Origin of the sequence: Nostoc sp. FACHB-110 (genome assembly GCF_014697425.1) — a bacterium.
GTDB lineage: Bacteria > Cyanobacteriota > Cyanobacteriia > Cyanobacteriales > Nostocaceae > Nostoc_B.
Map to the genome: position 1 here is coordinate 66,975 of NZ_JACJRU010000036.1, position 11,370 is coordinate 78,344.

9 protein-coding genes and 1 pseudogene are annotated in these 11,370 nt (G+C 41.1%); 6 read left to right on the forward strand and 4 right to left on the reverse strand.

Annotation, left to right across the window (positions count from 1 at the left end):
• Positions 1-10 precede the first annotated feature (10 nt).
• Together H6G69_RS25510 and H6G69_RS25515 are read left to right on the forward strand one after the other, a co-directional pair.
• Entirely contained in the window at positions 11-811 is an 801-nt protein-coding gene (locus H6G69_RS25510) for a pentapeptide repeat-containing protein (protein ID WP_190691915.1), read from the forward strand.
• A 485-nt stretch (positions 812-1,296) separates the two neighbouring features.
• The gene (locus H6G69_RS25515) at positions 1,297-2,931 is read left to right on the forward strand and encodes an adenylate/guanylate cyclase domain-containing protein (RefSeq protein WP_190691916.1); all 1,635 of its coding nucleotides are present in this window, start codon (positions 1,297-1,299) and stop codon (positions 2,929-2,931) included.
• Positions 2,932-3,011: 80 nt separating this feature from the next.
• On the opposite strand, the gene H6G69_RS25520 is transcribed toward H6G69_RS25515, so the two are convergent.
• Positions 3,012-3,746, reverse strand: coding sequence for a phosphoadenylyl-sulfate reductase (locus tag H6G69_RS25520; protein ID WP_190691917.1), 735 nt, complete (start codon positions 3,744-3,746; stop codon positions 3,012-3,014).
• 263 nt (positions 3,747-4,009) lie between these two features.
• Between H6G69_RS25520 and msrA the strand changes: the two genes are divergently transcribed.
• Positions 4,010-4,675: a peptide-methionine (S)-S-oxide reductase MsrA gene (gene msrA, locus H6G69_RS25525; protein ID WP_190691918.1), complete on the forward strand. Its 666-nt coding sequence runs from the start codon at positions 4,010-4,012 to the stop codon at positions 4,673-4,675.
• A 64-nt stretch (positions 4,676-4,739) separates the two neighbouring features.
• Here the strand turns inward: msrA and H6G69_RS25530 are convergent, their stop codons facing one another.
• Both H6G69_RS25530 and H6G69_RS25535 read right to left on the reverse strand, forming a co-directional pair.
• Positions 4,740-5,912, reverse strand: coding sequence for a serine/threonine-protein kinase (locus tag H6G69_RS25530; protein WP_190691919.1), 1,173 nt, complete (start codon positions 5,910-5,912; stop codon positions 4,740-4,742).
• Positions 5,913-6,155: 243 nt separating this feature from the next.
• Positions 6,156-7,607 (reverse strand): MFS transporter, encoded by a 1,452-nt coding sequence (locus H6G69_RS25535; protein ID WP_190691920.1) that lies wholly within the window; start codon positions 7,605-7,607, stop codon positions 6,156-6,158.
• 71 nt (positions 7,608-7,678) lie between these two features.
• Between H6G69_RS25535 and H6G69_RS25540 the strand changes: the two genes are divergently transcribed.
• Positions 7,679-8,197 (forward strand): phosphoribosyltransferase, encoded by a 519-nt coding sequence (locus tag H6G69_RS25540; RefSeq protein WP_190691921.1) that lies wholly within the window; start codon positions 7,679-7,681, stop codon positions 8,195-8,197.
• A 97-nt stretch (positions 8,198-8,294) separates the two neighbouring features.
• Here H6G69_RS25540 and H6G69_RS25545 read toward each other — a convergent pair whose 3' ends face one another.
• On the reverse strand, positions 8,295-9,212 hold the full coding sequence (locus tag H6G69_RS25545; protein WP_190691922.1) for an AEC family transporter: 918 nt from the start codon (positions 9,210-9,212) through the stop codon (positions 8,295-8,297).
• Between the two features lie 100 nt (positions 9,213-9,312).
• On the opposite strand from H6G69_RS25545, the gene H6G69_RS25550 reads away from it, so the two are divergent.
• Positions 9,313-10,128 (forward strand): D-alanyl-D-alanine carboxypeptidase family protein, encoded by an 816-nt coding sequence (locus H6G69_RS25550; RefSeq protein WP_190691923.1) that lies wholly within the window; start codon positions 9,313-9,315, stop codon positions 10,126-10,128.
• 783 nt (positions 10,129-10,911) lie between these two features.
• A pseudogene (locus tag H6G69_RS25555) lies at positions 10,912-11,370 on the forward strand (AMP-dependent synthetase); the annotation flags it as partial.

An 11,370-nucleotide genomic window follows, 5' to 3' on the forward strand; every position in this document is an offset into this window, starting at 1 on the left:
AGGAGAGAACATGGCTAATCAAGAGCATCTGGTTTTACTGAAAGCAGGTGCAGTGACTTGGAGTGAATGGAGAGATAAAAATCCGCAAATTCAACCAGACCTGAGTGCTGCCAACTTGCAAGGAGATAACCTCAGAGGTGCGAACCTCCAGAAAGTTAACTTGGCTAAAGCAGATTTGAGTCAAGCTTTGCTGGTGCGTGCTAATCTCAACGGTGCAGATTTTAGTGGTGCCAATCTTTATCAAGCCAAGCTGATAGAAGCTAATTTAAGTGCGGCTAATTTTAGCGTCGCTAACTTGCGGGGCGCAACGCTCATCCAAGCAGAGTTAAATCATACAAATTTTATTGGTGCTGACTTGAGTGAGGCGAATTTGAGAGAATCGACGATCGCAAATGCTATCCTCATAGGTACAGACTTAAAAGATGCCAACCTCAGAGGTGCTGATTTAGGCGCTGCAAAACTCATCCGCGCTAACCTTGCATACGCCAACTTAGTTGAAGCCAACTTAATTACAGCTGATCTCAGCAAAGCGAATCTCTACGAAGCAACCTTAATTGGCGCTTACCTTTACAAAACAGATTTGAGCAATGCAAATCTCAGCTATGCTCACCTCAGTAGTGCTTACCTATTCCAAGCAAACCTCAGTGAAGCTGACTTGACAGGTGCAAACTTGAGTTGGACTAACCTGCAAGGCGCAAACTTAGCTGGCGCAAACTTAGCTGGCGCAAACTTGACTGGTACTAAACTACGAGGAGCTAACCTCAACGGTGCAAATCTTCAAGATGCCATCTTACCTGAATACAGAGAATAGTCTAAGTCAGTCGGTGAAGAAAAACCTCACTATGTTACGAAAGATTAACTAAGCTCAAAGCCTCTTCCCTCCAGCATAGCTGCCTCCTGCCTGATTCTCAGGATAAATATTCACAACGACCTACTTACCTAGAAGTGATCAGTGTGTGCTACATTCACCGAAGTTAAGATTATTAATGCCTAAATCAGAAAAAAATCAGTAATGTAAATTACGTTTGCCAAAATGTAGTTTTGATAATTGCTACTTTTTTGCTGACTCCATTGGATTTTATCATCTGTACGATTTTTTCATAAATCGGAAACCGTATCTACCTAGTTCCGCATTACTGCTGGCCATCTACGCTTATAATTGAATATGTAATATTTACTACACACACTTGTCGGAATGCCATTAACAGTGTCATAAAGAAAAGGTGAAGGATTTGCTTTGCGTATCCTTGGCTTTCAAGATGCTGACCCAGCTTCTAGGATAGATAAATCATACTCATGACTGAACTTATACTACGCCTACAACAAGGAGATACAGACACAAAGGTAACAGTGAATCATGATGATTTCACCATTGGTCGTTTACCAGATTGTGATTTGTATTTACCCTTTGGTGGAGTTTCGCGCAAGCACGCCCGAGTCAGAAAAAAAGCCAATGGTGGTTGGGCTATTGAGGATCTAGGAAGTAAAAACGGGACACAAGTAAATCAAAGTGTTGTGACTACAGCTAAAGATTTACAAAATGGTGATATTATTTGGCTGGGAAATGTCAAATTAGAAGTGCTGTTGGCAAATCCAGCCATGCAGTTGATGAGTCAGCACATAGAAGATACCGAAGGGTCTGAACAAAGAACAATTCTGCGGAACGTTGAACAATTACAACAGCAATGGATAGCAGCAGATAGTCACAATGATGATATTGGCAATAAAGACAAAAGCATTGCCCGCCTGAAAGATTTAGTAGATATTGCTAAAAACCTTTGTGCAGCAGCATCTATCGAAGAAATTTTTTCTCAGGTGCAAAAAGTAGTTTTTCGCTATCTCGACAGTATAGACCGTTTAGCTTTGTTAATTGATGCCAATGGCGGCAATCACCTAGAATTAGTGAATGCTGCAACCAGAAATGCTTCAGAACAAAAATATTTAGCAGCTGATGGTAGTTGGATTAGTCGGAGTATTTGCCAAAAAGTATTTGAAGAAAAAGTAGCAATTCAAACTGCTGATACCCACAAAGATGAGCGGTTTGCTGGCGAACACAGCATTTTAGTCAAAGGCATTCGCAGTGCTATGGCTGTGCCTTTATGGGATGAAAATAAAGTAGTTGGTGTTCTTTATGCTGATGCCCATCTTTCTTCTTATCATTGGGCAAATAGTGGTGAAGAAGAACTCAGCTTTTTTTCAGCTTTAGCAAATCTAGTCGCTTCGAGTGTGCAACGTTGGTTGTTAGTTGAGAAACTCAAAACAGAAGAAGTCATCCGTCATAGATTAGAACGTTACCATTCTCCTGCGGTGGTGCAACAACTAATATCTGTAGGTGGTTTACCAGATGGACGTTTGCCTACAACTGAAAGTGAAATTAGTATTTTATTTGCAGATTTAGTTGGCTTTACTGCCTTATCAGAGAGGTTAACACCAAAAGCGATCGCTCAACTATTAAATAATTTATTTGAAGAAATGCTGCAAGAAGTGTTTGCCTATGGCGGCACTTTAGATAAATATATTGGCGATTGTATTATGACATTTTTTGGCGCACCTGAACCTTTAATAGATCACGCCGATCGCGCCACCGCCGCCGCCAAAGGAATGCTCACTCGGCTGCAACGGTTAAACGCCAACGGTTTTTGGCAAGAACCGCTACAATTACGCATCGCCATTAATAGTGGTAAAGCCGTTGTGGGTGATGTCGGCAGTTCCCAAAGGGTAGACTACACCGCCTTAGGAGCCACGATTAACTTAGCCGCTAGGATGGAAGCCGTTTGTCCTCCCAGTGAATGTGTCATTAGTGAAGCCACCTATCAAATGCTGTCACAACCTCTAGACTTTCAACCAATGGGAGACTACCGTTTTAAAGGCATTGATAGGTTAGTCAAGGTTTATCAAACAAGGATGAGTGAATTCTATACAGGGGTATAAGGGTGTGGGGGTGTAAGGGAGGAATAAGCAGATATGTAAGATGTTTTCTCGCCTATTCCCTATTCCCCACTCTCTATTCCCTACTTTTGTAAATTACCTACGTGTAAACCGCACTCTTTCGCTGTAGACTCTTCCCACCACCAACGGCCTTCGCGTTCGTGTTGGTTAGGTAATACTGGTCTGGTGCAAGGTTCGCAACCAATACTGATAAAACCGCGTTCGTGCAGTTTATTGTAAGGCACATCTAAAGCCCGAATATATTCCCAAACTTGGGCAGAAGACCAATTTGCTAAGGGGTTAAACTTAATCAACTGATGGTCTTCGGTGGAAAAGGCACTATCAACTTCAATTACGGGAATATGGTTGCGCGTGCTGGGGCTTTGGTCTTTACGTTGTCCTGTTACCCAAGCATCAAGGGTATTCAATTTGCGGCGTAATGGTCTGACTTTGCGAACAGCACAGCATTCTTTGTGACCATCTTGATAGAAGCTGAACAACCCTTTTTCTTCGACAAAAGCTTGTACTTCTGCTGCATCAGGGAACATTACTTCTAATTTAATCCCATAATGCTTTCTGACTGTATCCAAAAACTGGTATGTTTCTGGGTGCAAACGCCCAGTATCTAGTGTAAAAACGCGGAAGTCTTTGGTAATCTTGGCAGCTAGATCAATTAAAACAACATCTTCAGCACCACTGAAGGAAATTGCCATATTGTCAAAATTATCCAAGGCAAACTTCAGAATTTCTCTTGGTGATTTCTGGCTGTATTCTGCTTCTAAAGCAGCAATATCTAAATCCGTATGGGCAACTACCATGTCTCAATGTTCTCTTCTCTCCAGACTTGAATTCTACCAATTTCAGTAGCCTTTATACCAATTCGCTAAAAATAGGCTGATGGAAGTAAGACAAGATAACTACAGTAGAAAACCTCTATATTGAGTTGTTCTTTCGGCTGATTTACACATACTGGATTTTTTTCACAAATCAAATCTAATTCTTATATATCCGTAGCGATCGCCAGAATCGTTAGAATATTAACTACAGTAAAGATGTATATCAAACCGCAGAGTTAGACGTAATGGTACTATTTGGATTTGGTAAAAAAAAGCTATCTCTCCCAACACCTGAAGAAGCTTTACCAGGACGGGCAAAGGAAATGCCTGTACCTGCCCATCACTATGTAAATAAAAATCCTCTCAAACCGCCATTTCCCGCAGGTATGGAAAAAGCTATATTTGGGCTGGGCTGTTTTTGGGGTGCAGAACGTAAATTCTGGCAACTTCCCGGAGTTTACACTACTGCTGTCGGTTACGCTGCTGGCATTACACCCAACCCTACCTACGAAGAAGTCTGTACAGGGATGACTGGCCATAATGAGGTAGTGTTAGTTGTATTTGACCCCCAAGTTATTAGTTATGCCCAATTACTGAAAGTTTTTTGGGAAAGCCACAACCCCACCCAAGGAATGCGCCAAGGTAATGATGTTGGCACACAGTACCGTTCTGGTATATACGTTTATTCTCAAAGCCACAAACAGCAAGCCGAAGCATCCCGCGATGCTTATCAGCAAGCACTGACGAGTTCAGGTTATGGTCAAATCACCACAGAAATTTTAGATGCGCCTGAATTTTACTACGCTGAAGATTATCATCAGCAGTATTTAGCTAAAAATCCCAACGGCTATTGTGGTTTAGGCGGGACGAATGTTGCTTGTCCTGTAGGTGTGTTTGAGTCGCAAGTGTAAGGAGGCAGGGAGCAGGGGGCAGGGGGCAAAAATACTTTTCTTGCCTTCACCTTCCCCCACTCCCTCAAAATATGTATTCCAAAAATTTGAACATCAACTTACACAACATAATGCTAGAGGGTACGCTAAAGATAATGCCAGCGATCGCCCAACCGCGTTGATGTTCTTTAAAATGTTCTATACTGCGCCACTCTCGGCTTTTCCAAGCCCATTCATTGCCTTTTGCCCCCATTGCGATCGCCATAAACCAACCGATTTGTGGTACAAAGCAAAATAACCCACACCATACCTGATTAGTCCATAGCCAGAACCAAGGCAATAAAAAAGCACCCCAATTCCAGCCTAAAATTTCTTCTGGTACTGGTTCTGGAGAATTGATACCACAACCAGAATTATTCATGGTTAGCTTTTTGCTTACAGATGTGACAGCTAGACCTGATTTTAATGTATCTAGTGCTTGACGAGCGCTACTAAAGCGGTTTTCTGGTGCAGGTTCGGTCAACTTTTGCAACCATCGCCCAAAACCCGGACTCAGGTTAACTTTGTCAGTAAATTGCCAGCGCAAATCTTGTTGTGGTAAATCACCAGGCGAAATACCAGTTAATAAGTGTATCAAAGACGCTCCCAACGCATAAAGGTCAGATGCCGGTACAGCCCGCCCACCAAATTGTTCCATTGGTGCATAACCATAAGTTCCCACCACTGTAAAAGTTGCGCCTTCTTTGGCGGCTTTATCTTGGACAGCACCAAAATCTACTAGATATACATGATTATCTTCCCCCCAAATTAAATTACTGGGCTTAATATCCCGATGTAATACACCAGGGTTTAATTCATGCAGATATATGAGAATATTTAAAACCTCAGTCGCAATTTTTTTGGCTTGCTGTTCTGTACATCTTTGACTAAATGCTAGTTTTTCTTTGAGTGATTCCCCAGGGATATACTGTTGTACTAAGCCAAACCATAATGTGCTTTCATCTACACAAAAATAATCTATATATTGTGGAATACGCGGATGTTTTAGCTGTTTGAGAATTTGTGCTTCCCGCTCAAATAACTTTAAGTCATCCCATTGGACATTTCCACCAAAGGCCAAGAGTTTGACGACAACTAATGATTCTTCCCCATCAGCAGCTTGTAAATCTTTGGCTAGCCAAGTTTGGCGAATGCCATTATTTCCTAGTTGCCGTTGAATTTGATAACGATGGTGTAATATCTGTTCTATTTGCAGCATCCAACACCTGCTGGCAATTTACGCTATAGTGATTTCCCTACTCTTTCAGGATAGACATTACTAAAGAATTTGGGGGCAGATATTCACCAAAAGAAGAAATTAGTAAGTTTTTATCGGGGGGAACAGGGTGGGATAAGTAAAAATTATATTTCCTCTTGCCTAACTCCAAGTGTTTGAGACTTATTTACTTTTCTTAACATAGTTGGGTTTTATTGCATCGACTTACTTAGTCAGTGACTCACTCTATTGTCCTTTTTGTGCTTGACGTTCTTTGAGTTTTAATAAAATTTCTGCGTGCATTTCCCGGGTAATAGGATAAAAATAAGTTAAAACTAATCCAAACATTAAACAAATAGTTGGTATAGGCCCAACAGCTATCCGAATAGCTGTAAGTGCTGACTCCGGTTGTATAGGTAGTATCTTTTGTCCGGCTACGGCTTCTTTAAAACCAGCAGATTGTAAGGCATTTCCTACTAAGAATAATCCAAATGCTAAACCAAATTTTTGCAACAGTACCATGAATCCATAGAAGATTCCTTCGCGGCGTTGTCCTGTTTGCAGTTCATCTAATTCAATGACATCGGGAATCATTGACCAAGGTACTAAATAAGCTGTAGATACGCCAATACCAGCCATGACAGCCATAGCATACATTAAAACTAATTGTCCTGGTTGTAAAAAGAATAATCCAGCCCCAGCAATTATCCAGGAACTCATGCCTAAAAAATAGACAATTTTTTTGCCGAGTTTTTTACTTAAATTACTCCAAACAAATAACATAATTAAAGCAGTTCCTTGTACAGCAATCATGACTGTAGGCACATCGGCTTCTTGAAGACGCATACAGTTAATCACAAAATAAGGAATGACGCTGGCTGTAATTTGGACACCAAGCCAAGAACAAAGATATATCCCAATCACAAATAAAAATGGGCGATTAGAAAAGACAATTTTTAATTGTTCTAAGAAAGAAATGTTTTCTGGTTCTTCAAGTTGGATACGTTTTGCTTCAAATGCGAGGATGCGATCGCGCACACCAAAAATGCACCAATATAAAGAGGCTACCGAAATTACAGTACAAATAGTTGCTAAGACTAAATATTGCTGCTGACGGTCAGCAATCTGAGTAAAAACTATTTTTGCCAAAATCAAAGATAAAATACTGCCACCAATCGAAAACGTAAAGCGAAAACTATTCAGGCTAGTACGTTCATCATAATCTTGGGTGAGTTCGGGAGTCATGGCTGTGTAAGGTAAATTGACAACGGTATAAAATACTTGTGATATCAACCCAATGACTACGTAATACCAAAATAAAACCCAAACATTATTAATCGGCCCGTTGTTAAATGAGGGTACAATCCACTGCAAGAAAAAGAAAATCCCAAAGGGAATTGCACCATAAAACATCCAAGGAAGCCGACGACCCCAACGCCGAGATTTTGTTTTATCGGTCAACATCCCGACAAAAGGATCATTGACAGCATCCCAAATTTTGCCAATCAACAAGACACTTCCGGCTAAACCTGCGGGAATACCAGCGACATTAGTAAAAAAAACTAGTAAGAAAAATATCGAAATATTGGCAGTAATAGCCGGGCCTAAGTCGCCCGCACCATAAGCAAGTTTTGTTTTAAAGTCTAGTTTTGGACTGACAGCAGCATTTTGGGCATAATCATCAGCAGAATCGTTCATGATGTATCTAGCTCGTACTAAAATAAAAAATTTGCGATCGCTATAAGTATTACCTCAAAATTACTGATCTTATGTCAGACCTTTACGTTTCTTGGTCAGAGTACCACTACAAAATCGAACAGTTAGCTGTGGAAATTTATCAATCTGGTTGGCAATTTAACCAAATTGTATGCCTAGCCAGAGGCGGACTGCGCGTTGGCGATATTCTCGCGCGCATTTACGAAATGCCTTTAGCGATTTTAGCGACATCATCCTACAGCGGCCCTGGTAAGCAAGAAAGAGGAAATTTAAAATTTTCTCGTCATATTACTATGACTACTGAACAATTAGGCGATCGCATCCTTTTAGTTGATGACTTGGTAGACTCTGGTATTACCCTGCAAGAAACTATTCCTTGGCTAAAAGAAAATACTAGTTCTTCTATAGTAGAAATTCGCAGTGCTGTAGTTTGGTATAAAGCCTGTTCAATTATTAAACCCGATTATTACGTCGATTACTTAGCCGATAACCCTTGGATTCATCAACCCTTTGAACATTACGAACATACCAAACCAGCAGATTTGGCAAAGAAGCTAAGTCAATTATGTTAAATCAGCAGGTGTAAGAGAAGAATATAAAACTCAGCACTCAGCACTCAGCACTCAGCACTCAGCACTCAGCACTTTTAACCAATAACAAATAACTAATTCAAAATAGCCATAACCAAACTGGCAGCGTCAGCAATAACAGCATCACGCCCACGGCTAGGGAGGTAACAGCAAGTTCACGGTCAAGATTAAAAGTTTCAGCTAGCACCATTGTGGCAAATGCTGGTGGCATTGCCATTTGTAACACAATCACCTTGGCGGGAGAACCAGTTATGCCAAAAAATGGGAGAGTTAAACCAACCATTAAAGGAACTAACACCATTTTGATAGCCAAACTTACCCCTGCTTGTGGTAGCCTGTGCCAAGAATTGAGCAAAGAAAGCCGCATTCCAATTAATACTAAAGATAAAGCCACAGCCACCCAAGCCAAATTTTCGAGATAAAATTCCACAGTCGGATGCAGATGAACTTGGCGAAACCACAAGCCAATGCCAAAACTCCACAAAGCTGGATTAATGAAGATAGCCTTAGCCATTTGCCAAGAGTTAGCTTTACCGCCGCCAAAGCGCGATGCTAGAGCAACACCCAAACCATAAGCACCAAAGACTGTCCCTAGTAAGTCGTAAAATAAAGCCCACGCAAAATAATCTTTGCCGACCATTGCTAAGGTGACAGGAAAGCCGATATAACCTGTGTTACCTACCATTGCCGATAGGATTAAACTTCCCTGAGTGGGGTGTTGAAAAGTTGTATGAGTAAGATATGCTTGTCCTTTAATTGCCAACCAGGCTAAAAATGCCCCTAAGAAAATGGCAATATAAGCGATCGCAGGTGCAATCCAAATCTGGGCTGATAAATCAGCTTGGCGTAAAAAAGCAACAATACTTATAGGTACTCCTACCCAAAAAAGCAACTGACCTAAACGAGGTGGAAATGTGGCAGGTAGTTTCCGTCCGAGGAAAAATCCTACTAGGACTAAACCCACAAGTTTGACGTATAGTTCTAGGAGGTTGGTCAAGATTACACCGAAAAAGACAGATGTAAAATGTTAGCCAATATGCAAATCCCTGTCCAGTCTGAATCTGTTATAAATTTTGCACCAAAGCAGGAGTTGACCTTTGAATAAAGCTGGATTTTCTGGAAAACCCCCAAATTCGTCAGGTGATCCTGAAGATGATATTCCAGTGGCTTTACGCGATACTCCTGATGTCGCATCTAAACTACGTATAACACCTCTGGTATTACTAATTGGGGGAATAGCAGGATTTATTCTGCTGGCTGTCATTAGTGGTTTTTTGTTTTCCATCACTACACCAAAAAAAACCACCGATTCTCCATCTTTACCTGCTAATTCTGGGACAACGACTCCAGGGGCAGGTAATTCGCCAAATCCGCAAGATAATAATGTCGTGTTGGGACATTTAGCCTACCCAGAAGCACCAGAGTCAGAATTAACCCCCATTACTGCCGATGGGCGGATAAGGATGCGAAAAGCGGCGGCGGAAAAGTTTCGCGCTATGACGCAAGCAGCGCGGAGTGCGGGTGTAATTATCGTGCCGATTTCCGGCTTTCGTTCTGTGAAAGAACAAGAACAATTGTTTTTTGAAGTGGGAGCGCAACGCAATCAAACCCCCGCCCAAAGAGCCGCTTTAAGTGCGCCTCCTGGACATAGCGAACACCACACAGGTTACGCTGTGGATGTGGGCGATGGAGCAGTACCAGCCACAAATCTGCAAGCGGATTTTGATCAAACCAAAGCTTTTCAATGGCTACAAGCAAATGCGGCTAGATTTAGCTTTGAGATGTCTTTTCCGAAAGATAATGTGCAAGGCGTGAGTTATGAACCTTGGCATTGGCGGTTCGTGGGCGATCGCACCAGCCTAGAAATGTTCTATAAAGCGAGAAATTTAAAACCCGTGAAACCGTCACCTTAACTTTAGAGAAACAGGGCTGATACCAAATTCACAATTCGCAATTCGCAATGACGCGACGCTCGTTCCGACGCTCAAAGATTCGCTAACGCTGCGCTATCGCTAACGCAGGCTGCCCTCTGCCTCCTGCCTTTTCATCACGACAATTTTTAACATCGACCTACTTAGATGATTCGTGTTATTCGCTCCACCGCATTACAAAAAGTGTTCAAGGTATTAGCATCATCTGGTAAAGGAAGAAAACCCTTTTTACAAACAATAATTGACAGCCTCAACTAAAAATCGCGCGACACGCAGCTTTAGTCCTATTCTAATGTGCCAGTTGCGTCAGCCCTAGAATAATTTGCTTAAGTATCTTAACTGTCTCAAAAATTTGCTTAAATATCTTAACTGTCCTTGCATTTTCTTGAAAAAAATGAGACTGTCTATTTAATTAATAATAGTAAAAATATATAGGAATCCGATTTGATTTCTGAAAAAATCTCAGTATGTGTAGTGGCGTGTTAGGCGTAAGCCGTAACGCACCGAAAACTTTGCGGTAGATGCGTTACGCTGTCGCTAACACATCCTACGTACATTTCAGAAATCAAATATTAGTCCTATATATAGCGTTTCCTAGTCTGCTGAAGTACAAATCTCTGCGTACCTCTGCGCTTAACTCTGCAACCCTCTGCGTTTCAAAATATTACCTGTACCTCACTTAACTGGGAATCGCTATATAAAAAATTAAAGGGTAATAATTAATAATCCTAGTTTCTAAAAAGTTGCAGAAGGATATAAAAACTAATGCAGTCAAACAATAATAGCCAATTTTTAGTCTTTTCAAGTGAGACAAAGTTGTTTTATAGGGAAATAGAAATTGCTATCAGGTCAAGTTTAACTGTAGATGATTGTGTAGTCATCAAAAAACAAACCCCTAATTACAAACAAGAGTTAGTAGCGTATATAGTACCTTCAAGTGTATTTGCACTAGAACAATTGTTATCTCACCTGCAAATAATTTTGCCTAGCGAATTGATCCCCACAGCATTTGTCCCCATTTCTAGCATCCCCCTAACAGCTTCAGGGCAAGTAGATGCAGCAACTTTAGTTAGTTTAGAAGTTATTGACTTTGATGTAAGCGATCGCCTAGAAAAAAAATTAGAGTCATTCCCCGCAATTGAACGTGTTGCAGTAGTTGTTGAACCAAGACATAACAAGATTTTGCCTGTACATTTAGAAGATTTGCTAGGAGAGAATCAAGGA

What these genes read in the sequence shown, in the direction of transcription:
- H6G69_RS25515 (WP_190691916.1), top strand. Translation starts at nt 1,297, where the DNA reads ATGACTGAACTTATACTACGCCTACAACAAGGAGATACAGACACAAAG.
- H6G69_RS25530 (WP_190691919.1), bottom strand. Translation starts at nt 5,912, where the DNA reads ATGCTGCAAATAGAACAGATATTACACCATCGTTATCAAATTCAACGG.
- H6G69_RS25510 (WP_190691915.1), top strand. Translation starts at nt 11, where the DNA reads ATGGCTAATCAAGAGCATCTGGTTTTACTGAAAGCAGGTGCAGTGACT.
- H6G69_RS25520 (WP_190691917.1), bottom strand. Translation starts at nt 3,746, where the DNA reads ATGGTAGTTGCCCATACGGATTTAGATATTGCTGCTTTAGAAGCAGAA.
- H6G69_RS25535 (WP_190691920.1), bottom strand. Translation starts at nt 7,607, where the DNA reads ATGAACGATTCTGCTGATGATTATGCCCAAAATGCTGCTGTCAGTCCA.
- msrA (WP_190691918.1), top strand. Translation starts at nt 4,010, where the DNA reads ATGGTACTATTTGGATTTGGTAAAAAAAAGCTATCTCTCCCAACACCT.
- H6G69_RS25540 (WP_190691921.1), top strand. Translation starts at nt 7,679, where the DNA reads ATGTCAGACCTTTACGTTTCTTGGTCAGAGTACCACTACAAAATCGAA.